This is a genomic window from Bacillus sp. FSL E2-8887, assembly GCF_038007205.1.
In the GTDB taxonomy this organism is placed as follows: domain Bacteria; phylum Bacillota; class Bacilli; order Bacillales; family Bacillaceae_G; genus Bacillus_A; species Bacillus_A mycoides.
Genome location: NZ_JBBOWS010000001.1, coordinates 2653797 through 2668000, shown reverse-complemented (window position 1 = coordinate 2668000; position 14204 = coordinate 2653797). Strand labels below are relative to the sequence as shown.

Annotated in this window: 18 protein-coding genes and 1 pseudogene; 13 read left to right on the top strand and 6 right to left on the bottom strand. The window is 33.9% G+C overall.

Going from position 1 to position 14204, the window contains the following annotated elements; genetic code table 11:
- Positions 1-13: 13 nt before the first annotated feature.
- Positions 14-1393, bottom strand: a complete 1380-nt coding sequence (locus NSQ08_RS13470; RefSeq protein ID WP_340775694.1) for a catalase — start codon at positions 1391-1393, stop codon at positions 14-16.
- A 270-nt stretch (positions 1394-1663) separates the two neighbouring features.
- Here NSQ08_RS13470 and NSQ08_RS13465 point away from each other — a divergent pair, with 270 nt between their 5' ends.
- Positions 1664-2881, top strand: a complete 1218-nt coding sequence (locus NSQ08_RS13465; RefSeq protein WP_340775692.1) for an aspartate aminotransferase family protein — start codon at positions 1664-1666, stop codon at positions 2879-2881.
- Between the two features lie 303 nt (positions 2882-3184).
- The gene (locus NSQ08_RS13460) at positions 3185-4636 is read left to right on the top strand and encodes an MFS transporter (RefSeq protein WP_012261183.1); all 1452 of its coding nucleotides are present in this window, start codon (positions 3185-3187) and stop codon (positions 4634-4636) included.
- Positions 4637-4704: 68 nt separating this feature from the next.
- On the opposite strand, the gene NSQ08_RS13455 is transcribed toward NSQ08_RS13460, so the two are convergent.
- The 3 genes from NSQ08_RS13455 to NSQ08_RS13445 are packed head-to-tail and all read right to left on the bottom strand — an operon-like array spanning position 4705 to position 7878.
- Positions 4705-5814 (bottom strand): DUF4018 domain-containing protein, encoded by a 1110-nt coding sequence (locus NSQ08_RS13455; RefSeq protein ID WP_340775688.1) that lies wholly within the window; start codon positions 5812-5814, stop codon positions 4705-4707.
- Entirely contained in the window at positions 5789-6952 is a 1164-nt protein-coding gene (locus tag NSQ08_RS13450; protein WP_256485768.1) for a DUF58 domain-containing protein, read from the bottom strand. Before NSQ08_RS13450 ends, NSQ08_RS13455 begins: the two co-directional genes overlap by 26 nt.
- Positions 6949-7878 (bottom strand): AAA family ATPase, encoded by a 930-nt coding sequence (locus NSQ08_RS13445; protein ID WP_002032896.1) that lies wholly within the window; start codon positions 7876-7878, stop codon positions 6949-6951. Before NSQ08_RS13445 ends, NSQ08_RS13450 begins: the two co-directional genes overlap by 4 nt.
- A 204-nt stretch (positions 7879-8082) precedes the next feature.
- Between NSQ08_RS13445 and NSQ08_RS13440 the strand changes: the two genes are divergently transcribed.
- Both NSQ08_RS13440 and NSQ08_RS13435 read left to right on the top strand, forming a co-directional pair.
- Positions 8083-8400 carry a PadR family transcriptional regulator gene (locus NSQ08_RS13440; protein WP_000991891.1) on the top strand — a complete coding sequence of 106 codons (318 nt, stop codon included), beginning with the start codon at positions 8083-8085 and terminating at the stop codon, positions 8398-8400.
- Between the two features lie 7 nt (positions 8401-8407).
- Positions 8408-8935, top strand: coding sequence for a DUF2812 domain-containing protein (locus NSQ08_RS13435; RefSeq protein WP_340775681.1), 528 nt, complete (start codon positions 8408-8410; stop codon positions 8933-8935).
- Positions 8936-9051: 116 nt separating this feature from the next.
- Here the strand turns inward: NSQ08_RS13435 and NSQ08_RS13430 are convergent, their stop codons facing one another.
- Both NSQ08_RS13430 and NSQ08_RS13425 read right to left on the bottom strand, forming a co-directional pair.
- On the bottom strand, positions 9052-9348 hold the full coding sequence (locus tag NSQ08_RS13430) for a hypothetical protein (RefSeq protein ID WP_340775678.1): 297 nt from the start codon (positions 9346-9348) through the stop codon (positions 9052-9054).
- A 142-nt stretch (positions 9349-9490) separates the two neighbouring features.
- Positions 9491-9739 carry a hypothetical protein gene (locus NSQ08_RS13425; protein WP_002013535.1) on the bottom strand — a complete coding sequence of 83 codons (249 nt, stop codon included), beginning with the start codon at positions 9737-9739 and terminating at the stop codon, positions 9491-9493.
- A gap of 282 nt (positions 9740-10021) precedes the next feature.
- Between NSQ08_RS13425 and NSQ08_RS13420 the strand changes: the two genes are divergently transcribed.
- The 9 genes and pseudogenes from NSQ08_RS13420 to NSQ08_RS13385 all read left to right on the top strand — a co-directional run bounded on the left by NSQ08_RS13420 (position 10022) and on the right by NSQ08_RS13385 (position 14128).
- Positions 10022-10405 (top strand): VOC family protein, encoded by a 384-nt coding sequence (locus NSQ08_RS13420; protein ID WP_002084828.1) that lies wholly within the window; start codon positions 10022-10024, stop codon positions 10403-10405.
- Positions 10406-10420: 15 nt separating this feature from the next.
- Positions 10421-10963, top strand: coding sequence for a GNAT family N-acetyltransferase (locus NSQ08_RS13415; protein ID WP_002032891.1), 543 nt, complete (start codon positions 10421-10423; stop codon positions 10961-10963).
- A complete protein-coding gene (locus NSQ08_RS13410) occupies positions 10963-11547 on the top strand; it encodes a kinase (protein ID WP_340775671.1) in 585 nt (194 codons plus the stop codon). Before NSQ08_RS13415 ends, NSQ08_RS13410 begins: the two co-directional genes overlap by 1 nt.
- Positions 11537-11638 (top strand): annotated as a pseudogene (locus tag NSQ08_RS29920) (DUF3887 domain-containing protein); the annotation flags it as partial. The gene NSQ08_RS13410 and the pseudogene NSQ08_RS29920, both read left to right, overlap by 11 nt.
- A 361-nt stretch (positions 11639-11999) precedes the next feature.
- Positions 12000-12185, top strand: coding sequence for a hypothetical protein (locus tag NSQ08_RS13405; RefSeq protein ID WP_340775668.1), 186 nt, complete (start codon positions 12000-12002; stop codon positions 12183-12185).
- A gap of 125 nt (positions 12186-12310) precedes the next feature.
- A complete protein-coding gene (locus NSQ08_RS13400; RefSeq protein WP_002032883.1) occupies positions 12311-12673 on the top strand; it encodes a hypothetical protein in 363 nt (120 codons plus the stop codon).
- A gap of 23 nt (positions 12674-12696) precedes the next feature.
- On the top strand, positions 12697-13140 hold the full coding sequence (locus NSQ08_RS13395) for a hypothetical protein (protein WP_002032882.1): 444 nt from the start codon (positions 12697-12699) through the stop codon (positions 13138-13140).
- Positions 13141-13162: 22 nt separating this feature from the next.
- The gene (locus tag NSQ08_RS13390; RefSeq protein ID WP_340775665.1) at positions 13163-13333 is read left to right on the top strand and encodes a hypothetical protein; all 171 of its coding nucleotides are present in this window, start codon (positions 13163-13165) and stop codon (positions 13331-13333) included.
- Positions 13334-13543: 210 nt separating this feature from the next.
- Positions 13544-14128, top strand: a complete 585-nt coding sequence (locus NSQ08_RS13385; RefSeq protein WP_340775662.1) for an SMI1/KNR4 family protein — start codon at positions 13544-13546, stop codon at positions 14126-14128.
- Positions 14129-14204 lie beyond the last annotated feature (76 nt).

Genomic DNA, 14204 nt, shown 5'->3' with positions numbered 1-14204 from the left:
TTTTTTTTAATTCTTAAAGCCTTTGCATCGCACTCTCAATCCTCTTTTCCAAATCAGCTGACACTTCATGGAAATACCCTAAAACTACCTTTCTTATATCATCGGAGATAACTTTCAAATCACTAGCTAAGTTTTCGGCAAGATGTTCTTTTTCTATCGGTTGTAACTTCGCATAAAATTCACCAGGTTGCCCAAAGTCGTCTTTCTTAGTTATAGAAGCTCTTTCAAGTTTTCCTTCAACGTATCTTCCGTCACCGCTAGTTGCTTGATTAGCAGGTGTCCAATTTTGCTGTTGGTTGATCGCTATTTTACGAAATTCAGGTCCAATTCTTCTTCTTTGAGAATCACTATAAATGTTAGCACGACCTTGTAGCATTTTATCATCTGATAGTTCTGCACCGTCTAGTAAATTAGAAGGGGAGAAAGCGACTTTTTCTACTTGTTCTTTATAGTTTTCAGGATTTTTATTTAATACCATTTTGCCTACTGGTATAAGAGGATACTCCTTTTCATCCCATACTTTTGTATCATCTAAAGGGTCATGAGAAAGGTGTGTTTCATCTTTAGGATCCATGAGCTGGACATATAAACCATATTCCACTGCTTTACCAGCCTCAATTGTATCGTATAAATCTTTCCCGCTATAATCAGGGTTTTCGGCGGCCAGTTTATTTGCTTCCTCACTAGTAATGAATTGTACACCTTCAAATGGATACCAATGATACTTTACATACTTTCGATAACCTTGAGCATTTCTCCAAACATATGTATTTACACTATGTCCTGGGATGTGGCGAAGACTTTTTGCCGTACCAGCATCAGAGTATAAACGGACAACAAAGTGAATGGATTCGGGTGCTCTAGCAACAAAATCCCAAAATCTATCAGGGTCTATTAAGTTATTTTTAGGTGAAGGCAATAACGCATTAATAGTTTCAGGGAAACGCATCGGATCACGAACAGAAAAGACAGGAAGGTGATTACATAAAAGATCAAATACGCCTTCTTTTGTATAAAATTTTGTAGCAAAACCCCGTACATTTCTAGAAGTATCAGGTGTTCCTTTCGTACTAACAGCTAATGAAAATCGAACCATAACAGGAACTTTCTCATTTGAATTTTGTAAAAAGCTTAGTTTTGTATGTTCAGACATCGGATATATCGTTTGAAAATAACCGAATGCACCAAATCCTTTTGCATGAACAGGTCTTTCTAAAATTTTTTCGTGAATAAATTCTTGTAACGCCTCGTGCAGTACATTATCTTGCTTTAAAATAGGTCCACGTGAACCAACTGTTTGAGAGTGAAGTTTAGCTTGTTCATTACGTTCTCCATTTTCATTAAAGCCTTTTCCTAGTAAAGATTGTCCCTGTTTATCATAGTTTTCATCCATCGATATAGCCTCCAAATCTTTTTTTCCATTGTTACTAAATATGATTTTATAGCCTTGATTATGTATGACACGCAAAGTTCAAAATAGTAACAGACCGCTAGATGAAAAAAACGTGTATGTAGTGGACCTGTTGAAATAGAAGAAATTATGGAAAAATGAATATCGGGAAGAAAATTACTATTAAAATTACAATCTTAAAAATGAATTTATACATGACTTTATAGAGAATGAACATAAATAAACAGGGAAAATAACTAGGAGGAATTTAAAATGTCGGATTGGTTTCAATTAGATAAAGAATATATGATGCCTACGTATTGTCGTACGAAGGTTGCAATAGAAAGAGGAGAAGGGTGCAAGCTTTATGATGTGGATGGTAAAGAGTATGTAGATTTATTTTCTGGTGTCGGAGTGAACGTATTAGGGTATAATCACCCGAAAATCGTGCAAACGACAATGGAACAAGTTACGAAATCTCTGCATCTCCCATTTCATTTTTTAAACCCAGTTGCGATTGAGTATGCAAAGAAATTAGTTGATTGCTCTTTAAAAAATGGAAAAGTCTTTTTTACAAACTCTGGTACGGAAGCGACAGAAACAACGTTGAAATTAATTGATAAATATAGAGCGAATACGCATGAGGAACGTGAAGGAATCGTAGTGCTGAAGAATAGCTTCCACGGGCGTACGTTAGGGGCACTTCATTTTACGAGACAAGAAAGTGTATATCAAAATTTCCCTAAAACATCGATTCCAGTATATGAAGTAGAGCGCGAGAATATAGAGCAATTAGAAGAAACAATTGTTAAAGAAAATCCAATTGCGATTATGCTAGAGCCTATATTAGGTAGCGGGGGGATATACCCTTTATCGGGTGAATATTTACATGGTGTTCAAAACTTATGTTATAAATATAATGTCATTCTTATCGTTGATGAAGTTCAAAGTGGTATGGGGAGAACTGGTAAACTATTTGCTTATCAAAATTTCAATATTACACCGGATATTATTCAAATTGGTAAGGGAGCAGGAGGCGGGATACCGCTTGGCGGAATTATTGTAGGTGAAAAGTTATGTGATGTATTTGCACCAGGAGATCACGGCACAACGTTTGCTCATTCTTCAATGGGAACGGCTTTAGGGTTAACGGTTTTAAATACATTGATTGACGATGGTTTAATGCAAGAAGCGTATGAAACATCACACTATCTAAATGATAAATTGCAAGAAATTCAGAAAGAAAATTCTTATTATATTCAGGAAGTACGTCATGCTGGAATGATGTTTGGAATTAGTTTGAATGATAAGAATGAAAATGTTAAGAAATTACAGGTGGAGCTAATGGAGAAAGGAATGTTAGTTGATGTTACACAAGGGAACATCATCCGTTTACTTCCTCCATATATAATTACTAAAGAAGAAATTGATGCATTTATTTATGAGTTTATCTCCTGTATTCATAGCTTATCAGCTATAGCGAGTGTTTAAAAAACTTTATAAAAAAGCACCTTATTTTTAATTCAAATAGGAAGAAAATAGGGGTGAAAAAAATAAATTTAGATATTAAAATAAAAAGCTGAAAAAGGTACTCGTATAGCGCCTTCTTCAGCTTTTTAAAATAGTAAATTACTTAATCTAGGAAGCATCTCGTTGGACAAATAATTAATTATGTGAAACAATAATAACAGATAAGGAGACGTTGCTTTTCCTTAAGTGCTTCGTATTGAATTTATTCTAGTAAGAGAAGGTGTGCTTAAAGAAGTTAAATTAAATAAGGGGCTGTTTTACTATATGCAACAAAATAATGATTTGAATTTTGAACCTCAAGACGTTAATATTGTCAATTCTAAACAAGCGAAAAAAGCAGTTATTGCTACTGGCATTGGGAATGCAATGGAGTGGTTTGACTTTGGATTATACGCGTATTTAGCGGTAATATTAAGTCAATTATTCTTCTCAGGTGTGGATAATAGTGGTTTGCAACTTGTACTAACATTTGGTACATTTGCGGCGGCCTTTCTCGTTCGACCAATCGGAGGTATTTTCTTTGGTAGAATAGGAGATAAATACGGCCGAAAGATTGTTTTAAGTACAACTATTATTTTAATGGCACTTTCTACATTATTCATCGCATTACTACCAACCTATGAACAAATTGGTGTATGGGCACCAATACTACTTTTAATTGCTCGAATGATTCAAGGCTTCTCTACAGGCGGCGAATATTCAGGAGCAATGGTTTATATCGCAGAATCTTCTCCAGATAAAAAGCGTGGTATACTCGGTAGTGGTCTTGAAATTGGAACACTCTCAGGTTACATTGCTGCCTCGGTAATTGTTACCATTTTGACGTTATTATTAACAGATGAGCAAATGCTCAGCTGGGGATGGCGTATTCCTTTCTTAATTGCTGCACCAATTGGTTTGGTCGGTTTATATTTACGACGTCATTTAGATGAATCTCCAATCTTTCAAGAGATGGAAAAAGCACAAGAGGAATCTGAAGACAACGAACAATTTTCATTTATGGATATATTAAAATATCACAAAAAAGACTTCTTATTAAGCACAGTAATTGTTGCCTTCTTTAACATTACAAACTATATGATCCTTTCGTATATTCCTTCTTATTTAACACAAGTACTAAAAGTCAAAGAAACAACGGGCTTATTAATTATTTCAATTACGATGGCACTTATGATTCCACTGGCACTTTATTTCGGTAAATTAAGTGATAAAGTAGGTAATAAACGCGTAGTACAAATTGGCTTACTTGGTTTAGCATTATGTTCAATTCCAGCATTTTTATTAATTGGTAACGGACATATTGTAGCCATGTTTGCGGGTATTTTCATTTTAGGTTTCTTCCTTAGTGTATATGAAGGAACATTGCCTTCGTTATTACCAGCACTCTTTTTCACCGATGTACGTTATCGTGCGCTTTCTATCTCCTTTAATATTTCTGTATCTATATTCGGTGGTACAACACCGCTCGTATGTTCATACTTAGTTCATGCTACTGGTAATCCACTAGCACCAGCATTTTATTTAACAGGTGTAAGTGTAATTGGATTAATTGTGTTTAGTGTACTGTTTGTCACAACCTCAGGACGTGCACTAAAAGGTTCTTACCCTACTGTAGAATCGAAAAAAGAAGCACATCAAATTGCTAAAGAGGATCCTGAAGAAACACTTTGGTGGCATGAAGAATCTTTAGAAATTGAAGCAGGAAAAAAAGCATAATTTGTGAAAAGCAACGTGGACTTTTACACAAAAAGACTCCTAGTTTAATAGGAGTCTTTTTGTATACATCATTTTTTCTTCTTCTTCAAACTCTTCTGATACGCATAAAGCTTATGAACCTCTTCCTTAAATTCATGCAGAAGTACAGTGTTTTCACCATTTGAATAACGCACTGCATTATACGCGTCTATAATAATATGACTCTGAATATTTACCTCTTCTTCATCATTAATTCTTTCTAGCCAAGCTTCAACAGTTTCTCCTCGTTCTCGGTTTAAAGGAGGAGATAGCTTGCTCTCGAGTTTGAAAATTTCTTTCCGAATTTCGTTATTTGGTGATTTATTTCGTTTGAAGCGTTTTTGGCTAATGCCTTCTTTATCAGTAATGATTGTAGATTCAAAGACAGGTATATTTGGTAAACTTAAATGTTTTCGTTTTTTTACTATTTTCCAAACGACGTAAATAGCGATGGCTGTACATGCTATTATTGTAATGCTATTTATGAGAGTTGGATCAAAAGGACGCTGCCCCAGTTCCTCTTTAATTTGAGGATCTTTTAAATTTCCTTTATTCGACCAAAAGTCGTCTGTATCTTTTAATGCAGCTGCCGAGAACAATGGATTTAAAGCATAACCAAATCCTAAGGCAACTACTTGTATGATATAAGAAAAAAGAAGCCGAATATAAGGAAATACCGGAATAAGTAAAGCGCTAATTATTCCAATCGTAATAATAGAAGTGAAACGTAATAGCTGTTGATTACGATTGGAACCTGTTAACCAAAATGTAATCATAATGTGTAAAGTTAATAGTAACAATTTCCACAATGGCGGAAAGGGGGTATAAAATATAGCTGAAACGACAAACCATACAATACCGCCTAACGATTTTTGTACTGGATATCCCGGTCCAACAGAGTGTACGATAAAGAAAAACAGTGGTAATAATATTGTGCCTAAAATAGAGAAAGGTAGAAATAAAGAACAACCGATTATTTGAATAACTAACAGTAGTACAAAACCTGTTGTTTTTTTATTCATAAATTTATGAATAAAAAATACTCCTACATAACCGGTCACTAAAAATATAGCAATACCAACTAGTTCGTCCCTTTCTGTTAATAACGAAAGGAGGAGGAGCAGAATAAAGTCATTAACGTGATAGAGCCAAGTTTTCAAGCTTTTCCACCATCCCTTCATTATTAATGAGGAACGTAGGCTGAGATAGAAGAGGGAGCTCCTTTTTCTGCAAACCAATGTATATCATTGTAGATGAGCGTTCCCTTTTTCTCGTTACATAATGAAGAAATCCTTGTTTCGGAAGTAGCGTACTATCATCTGAAATACGTGCTAATTCTTCTAACGCTTTGGCGTAATGTGTTTGTCCTTCGTTTAATGGTAAAAGCAAAGGGCCACCTTCTGCTAAAACACTAATAAATAACTCAAACGGAATTTGATGCTTCGTTGCGAATTGACAAATGTACGTTGTAAATGAAATAAGGTCTTCTACATTTTCTTTCCAACCAAACCCACGATCAGCAGCTAAAGAAAGACAAATCGTCCAACTATAATTTTTTACAGGTTCATATTGCTTCGCTTGTAACGCCTGCATTTTAGCAGATGCTTTCCAATGAATAGAGCGGAAAGATTCACGTTCATATCGTTTAACACCGATAATGGATGTTTCATCATTGTAAAAAGAGAAATTCGTTCGATACGAACCTGTTAATAGTTGCTGGAGTTCTTGTAAACCGGCTACTTCTTTAGGAGTAGGGTATACAATAATTTCAGTCTTTAATTTATCAAAAACAGGTAAATGTACAGTTAATAAATGAAAAGGGTCTTTTAAAACACATTCAAATTGTTCAATTTGAAAGACACCACGCTTCGTTGCGGTTAATGTTAAATCCCATTTTTGTGCCGAATGAGCAGGTTGTGAAAATGGGAAAGAAAATAACGTTTTTGATATTTGTTCAATCCCTTGATCTTTATGCGGTATAAGGGAAGAATCTAAATGAAAATAACAAACACCATTAACGAGTGGTATATTTGCCCCATTTTTTAAATGAATAAAAAACTGTCCAGATTCATCAGGGAAAAGCCGAGTTGTTTGTTTCTCGTTTATTACTTGAAACTTTTTCTCTATGTAAGCGACATATTTATAAATAAAAATCGCAAATAAATAGTAGAAGAAAAAGAGAAACATAATAATTCGTTGCGGCAGAAAAAACGTAAATAGTATAGCGCCTGGCACAGTTAATTGAATAATATGGAGCTGAAAAAATAAAGGTACAGTTACAACGCGCTGTCCATTCATGCTTGTTCAATCTCCACAGGTACGTCTACTTCTTTTAAAATCCTTTGCATTAATTCATTTTTTGTCGTACGTAAAGCTCCTTCCATTGACAAGACGATACGGTGATTCCAAACAGAAGGAACTAAAAATTGTATATCTTCAGGCGTGCAATATTCTCTCCCGCGTAAAAAGGCTAATGCTTGAACGGCACGTACTAAAGCTAATGTGGCACGCGGGCTTACACCATTGGCAATGTAATCATGATTTCTTGTAGCGTGAGCAAGCTTAATAATGTAATGTTCTAACGGTTCTGATACGAAAATTTCTTTCACTTGTTTCTGTGCTTCTAAAATGTCTTCTAAAGAAATGACAGATGTGACGCTTTCTAACGGTGCATTGTTACGAAAACGGCGCATCATTTTTAATTCATCTTCAGGAGACGGATAACCAATTGAAATCGTCATTAAAAAGCGATCAAGTTGTGCATCTGGAAGAGGGAAAGTTCCTTGTGATTCTATCGGGTTTTGCGTCGCAATAACAAAGAACGGTTTCGGAAGAGGAGTAGACTGCTTTTCAAGCGTTACTTGTCGTTCTTCCATCGCTTCTAACAAACTAGATTGTGTTCTCGGCATCGCACGGTTAATTTCATCCGCAAGTAATATGTTTGTCACGACTGGTCCAAGTCTTAACTCGAATTCACTAGTTTTTGGATTGAAATATTCAATACCTGTTACATCACTCGGAAGTACATCAGGGGTAAATTGAACGCGAGAAAAATTACCACCAATGCTTTTAGAAATTGTTTTTGCTAGTAATGTTTTCCCGGTGCCAGGAACGTCTTCAAGCAGTACATGTCCATCAGCAAGTAATGAAACGAGGAGTAAATCAATTACATTTTCCTTACCGACAAAAACAGATCCTATGTTTTCTTTCAATTTAGTTATCATATGTATCATTCCTTTCAAAATAAAAGCGGATATTTCTATATTTTAACAAATTATTCAGAAAATTGATATGATTTTTTAATCTGAAGAAATGGATATTTAATTTTAAAATTCCACTTGCATATTTTGGAATATGATTATACAATATCGGTATACGATGTATCGTGAGTCGATATATCATGAAGCGATGTATCGGAGGTAGTTATAATGAATGCGAAAGCGCAAAAATACATTCCATTAACTGAGGCGACATATTACATATTGTTGTCACTTGTAAAGCCAATGCATGGTTATGGAATTATGCAAATGGTAGAAGAGATGACAAATGGGGAAGTAAAGCTCGGTCCTGGTACTTTATATGGGAATACTACGAAGTTATTAAAAGAGAAGTTAATTGTTGAAGTTGCCTCTACAGACAGAAAGAAGTGCTACGAGTTAACACCGTTTGGGAGAGAAGTGTTAGAGCTAGAGTATAACAGACTGCAGAGATCTGTAAGGAATGGAAACAGTATATTAGGGGAGTGAATGGAAGATGGAGACAAAAAGGGTATTTAAATTTTACGCGGGATGGAGTTTAGAAAAAGAAGAAGCGTTTTTAAGAAAAATGCATCAAAAAGGTTGGGCATTACAAAAATATAATATAATGTATACGTTTAAGAAAACTGAGCCGAAAGATGTAATATATAAAGCAGATTTTAGATTGGATTATAAAGATTCAAAAGAAAAACAAAAAGAGTATTTCGAAATATACGAAATTTCTGGTTGGAAACGCGTAACGAGTTTTACAGGATGGAATTATTTTTGTAAGGAAGTAGAAGAGGTAAATGAATTGCCTGATATATATTCAGACAAGGAAACGAGGATACAAAAACTTACTGAGTTGTTACAGTTCATTGCAATTATGTTTGCAATGTTAATTCCAGCGCTGTACTTATGTTTTTTTGGAGTATCAGAATCTGGATTATATAAAGGTATGATAGGATTTTTTGTTTGTATATATTTATATATATTTATTAATTTATTTTGGAAAATTAAAAAGTTAAAAAAGGAAATATTGTAACAAATCGTGAAAATTTTAAGAAGATGATTTCGTATTAGATTTATGGGAATCATCTTCTTTTGTTATGTAAAAAATTCTTTTTGTTCATTCTTTTTTATATAATAAAAACTATGTAATTAAGGCATAGAGCTAACGATAATAAAGATAACACCTGTAACAACACCTAAAAAAGTCATAAATGATGAAGAAACGATTAATAATAATGAACTACTGATTAATACTATTTTATTAGAGTTTTGATGTTTAAAGTGGTAATAAAGTAAAAAGCCGCAAACAGTAGAAACAATCCATATAGTTAGACCGTAAGGAGTTGTTATCTTCTTCCAATCAAAAATCCAAAAGTAGAGTATGATCATGTGGCAAACTAATAGTAGTAATGCGGATGGAATCATTAATCTGTTATTAAATATCATTTATTTCACCTCTCTTATGTAAAGATTACCAGAAGAGTATGGAGTTTAAAATATAATAAGGAAGAAATACGTTTTGTACTACCTCATTAAAAGGAAAAATCCCTTAAAGAAAAATCTATTTCTATAAGGGATAGTAATGATTTTATGAGAAAGACTGATTTTGCGCAGGTTTTATAAATTGTTCTGGGTTTTCAACAAGCCCACATACAGCACATTGGACGCGGTAAGTAGGTCCTTGATAAGCCATATGAAAAGCGTTCATCGTTTCATTTGTGTATTCTTCTTCTACATGACCTGTTTGTGGATTTAATTTTACTGGTTTTACTTGTTGCTCAAGAATATTAAAGCGCGTTCGGTTCGTTTTACAGCTTGGACATAGCATTGGTTCCATATGTATACACCTCCATTTGTAGCATTTCTTAAGCGGTATGATTTTATGCAAGTAAAAAAACTTTCTCAATATAAATAGGTGTTTATTATATTTAAAATTCAGAAAAAATAAAATATAATAAATGTAAGAACTGGTTATGTCCAAACCAAATCTCCTGTTTTATGCCAATAAGCTGGGGGGCCGAGAAATCGGCCTCATTTTTTTGTGCTCATCTCAATAAGGTACAAGGTTTTTAAAAACATTTGTCGAATTTTTAGAGGTGAAGGTTAAGGGGGAATAATTATGAACTTAAAAATGAAATACATTATTTTATATGTAGAAAAGTTTGAGCAATGTCTTCAGTTTTATAAAGAAATTTTAAGATTGCCAATAAGAGCAGAGCACGGTACATATATTGAATTTGAAACAGGAGCAACAATTTTAGCGATGAATACACGAGAGGATGTTAAGGAGTTAACGGGACTACCTCTTACAGAAGGTGTACTACAATCTTCCCATTTTGAGTTAGGGTTTGTTGTAGAGGATGTAAAGGAAACGATTGAGAAATTAAAAGAACAAGGGGTGAAAGTTCTAGTTGAGCCAATCGTAAAACCGTGGGGACAAACAATTGCTTACATTGCCGATCCAGACGGTAATTATATTGAAATTTGTAGTTCATTAGAATAGAAGGAGAAAAAGAGGATGGGGTTTCCAAAATTAGAAACAGAACGTTTACTATTAAGAGAACTTACACTATTAGATGCAGAAGCGATGTTCCATTATTTTTCAAAAGAATCCGTTATTCGTTATTTCGGAATGGACTCTTTCGAAAATATTGAGCAAGCGAAAACGACTATTCAAACGTTTAGAAAGCGTAATGAAGAGGGAAGCGTATTTCGCTGGGGAATAGAGAAGAAAGGCACGGATCAATTAATTGGTACGTGTGGGTTTCATTTAATTAACAAGCATCATAAACGAGCTGAAATTGGTTATGAGCTAGATGATACATATTGGGGACAAGGATACGCAACCGAAGCACTGCAAGCAATGCTAGCTTACGGATTTGAAACGTTGCATTTTATAAGAATTGCAGCTGTCGTATATATAGAAAATGAAGCTTCCCGTAATTTATTAAAAAAATCCGGATTTCAAGAAGAAGGATTACTTCGAAAATATATGATTCAAAATGATGTTGCTCATGACACGGTCGTTTATTCATTATTAAAAGAAGATTGGCAAAAGTAATGAGCACAAATGAGATAATGAAGGTTATTAAGGACCATAAAGATGAGCGATTTATATTAGGTATAGACGGACTAAGTCGTTCGGGTAAAACAACGTTGGTTAAAAAATTAGAAGAAAATATGAAACGAAATGGAATCCCGTTTCATATTTTTCATATTGATGATCACATAACCGAGCGTAACAAGCGATATAATACTGGATTTGCAGAATGGTATGAGTACTATAACCTTCAATGGGATATCGATTGCTTGCAGCAAAACTTATTTCAAAAGTTACAAAGTGACATGCAATTAGAGTTGCCATACTATCATGATGAAACAGACTCATGTGAAATGAAAGAAATACAGCTTCCTTTAGTAGGTGTAATAATTGTAGAAGGAGTTTTTCTGCAGCGAAAAGAATGGAGAGATTTTTTTCATTATATGGTGTATTTGGATTGTTCAAGAGAGACAAGGTTTCTACGTGAAAGTCCAGAAACGCAGAAGAATCTTTCAAAGTTTCAAAGTAGGTATTGGAAAGCTGAGGAGTATTATTGGGAAGCGGAATCTCCGAGGGATAGGGCGGATTTAGTAATTACAAAATGAAGCTAAGTATAAAGAAGTGCATGGGAAATTTGATAGCAAGATGAAAACCGCATTATCAGAGGGGAAAATGAAAGATCTTACGCCTGTAATGTTAAGCGATAATAAAGTTGTTTAAAAAATAATAAAATCCTTTAAAAAATAATAAAGTTCTTTAATTCTTATAGAACTAACCATGCAGGTTAGCTCTAAAAAAAAATTTCAATTTATTACAAAGTGTAGAAAAGCATAATTTTTCAAAGGCAAAGCAAGAATGGGTATATTATGGAATGGTAGACAATAAGTTAACTGTCATCTATGTTGCCATGAAAGAGTTTAACTGGCATGAACTACAATTTGTAGGGCAGTTTATGAGTTCACAACAAAGAGAACGCTATAATATCATATTAAAATAAAAGAGGGGTAGAACATGCCATTCCATATAGGTAGTGCAAGAGCAGGTTTTACTAAGGTAAGTGGTACTAGGGGTAGGTGCATTCTATAAGTATTTAGGATATAGAGAAAACGGTAAAGATGTAATGGAACGACACGAAGCTTATGTTGAGGATATTCATGTAGAAACTGTAACGAAATACGGTAAAGTATACTGGAATGCGATTGATAGTGAACTAGAATATGCAAAAAAAAGATTAGTGAACTAGGATATACAGAAAAGGAAACTCTTAGAGATGTATTACTTAGGGCAGATAGATGTTTGAGAGACTATGGTTACGCTATAAAATAGTGGACTTTAGGAGAAATAAATCTATTTAAAGGGGTACCAAGGATGGGGAAATTCAAGAAAGACCAAAAAGTAGTTGCACTTACATTTGAGGGGTTAACGCCATGTACCATTGTAAGAGTTGGTTGGATTTTTATTACGGTACAGGTAGAGGAAACAAAACATCTGTATTCGATTACAAAAGGTAAGATAGTTCCTTTAGAAGAAGACAAATACTACTTATTAGAAGAGTGTATAAATGAAGAAGGTAACTTTGAAATAGGCGATGTGTTTGGTATTATTGATTCATCGAACTTAGAAAGTGTAAAGAAAGAATTTGCTAACAACGGTGAATTCGAGAAGAAAGATGGACAATATTATACAAGACTTAAAACAGGTAGTGAGTTACTGAAACAATACTTCAACTAATATTTCACAAAGGAGTATGCAATATGATTGAGATGAAACAGGTAAAAGTAGGGAGAGACCAAAAGGAGTCTCTTTTTGTTTTAAATGGTGAAGGTGACATTATATTAAGTACAGAGAAAAGGTCCATCTTAAACAGTTGGTGTAATCTATTAGGGATAGAGATACCGACTAATGTAAAAATAACAGAAGTAGACAATGTACATATAACTACATATCAAGTAGAGAAGACTGTCATGTGTAAGGAATTTATAGATAAGAAAGAAGTACCTTTAGGGGTATCTCCTTGTCTAACCTTTGTACCTATGAAAGACTGTGATGAATACATGGAAGTAATTGCTTACGTACATATTGACGAGAAAGTCACAACAATCTATATACCGCATGAAACTTCAAATGTATTTGTAGAGTTGTATACAGGAGAAGTAGACACTAGTGTAAAGTTACCATTTTTAAATTATAATTTCTAATTTCTAATAGGATGGTAGGAACATGATTCCAAATATAGAACTAGGTATCAAAACGGTAAAGGGTCAAGACTTAAAATTAGGTGATATATTAAGTGCAGATGGGTTAATAGACGAAGAAGGTAACTTACATGCACAAGTAAAGAGTGAACCATCAATTGCATTCGAGTTAGAAGGTTTTATCATAGTAGAGTGAAAATGACCTAATTTTGATATTTACGGACATATTTCAAGTGGGAAAATATGCTCAACTCATCCTATCAATAATTACAATGGGATTATCTGCTTACATTTGCTTGAACAAAAAGATGAAATGAGGCTTTCGATAAAAATGAATAATCTTATTTATGTTAGGTATATAGACTAATAAAAAAATTTTATATTTTATTATTGGGAGGACGAAATAATGGATTTGGTAAACAAATTTTTAAACGGCTTGAGAGCAGCATTATCAACAGATGACCTCGAGGCACTAAATAAAGCGTACGGTGCTACAAAAGATGATATTGATACATTAAGGTCAGAATATCCAAATTGTCCAGAATCACTAATCTCTTTACTTGAAAATATTGATGGTACATATTGGCGGAAATATGGAGCAAACAAAGTTGCGGTATGTATTTTAGGCTCAGATGTTGAAGAGTATCCATATTATTTGCTTTCTACACAGCAGATGCTCGAAAGTTCAAAAGAAGAAGAAGACGTCTCCTATCTTTTAGAATACCAAGATGACGAGGATACTGTTGATTCTAAGATAAATCCAAAAGGACTTCTCCCTGGCACTTATATTCATTTTTCAGACTGTATGAACAATGGTGGAACATCAAGACTCTATATTGATTTTAACCCTTCTGATGAAGGTGTATGTGGTCAAATAATTCGTTTTTTGCACGACCCTGATGAATATGAAGTGATTGCAAACAGCTTTGATGAGTATTTACAGGATCTTATTGATGGTGATTTTAATTTTCTAGAAGAAGAATCTCAATAATTTGTGAAGAATTACACTTCAACTAATGGGAGCTTTAGTTGAACAAGATTTAAACAAATTTATTATTTATATTTGT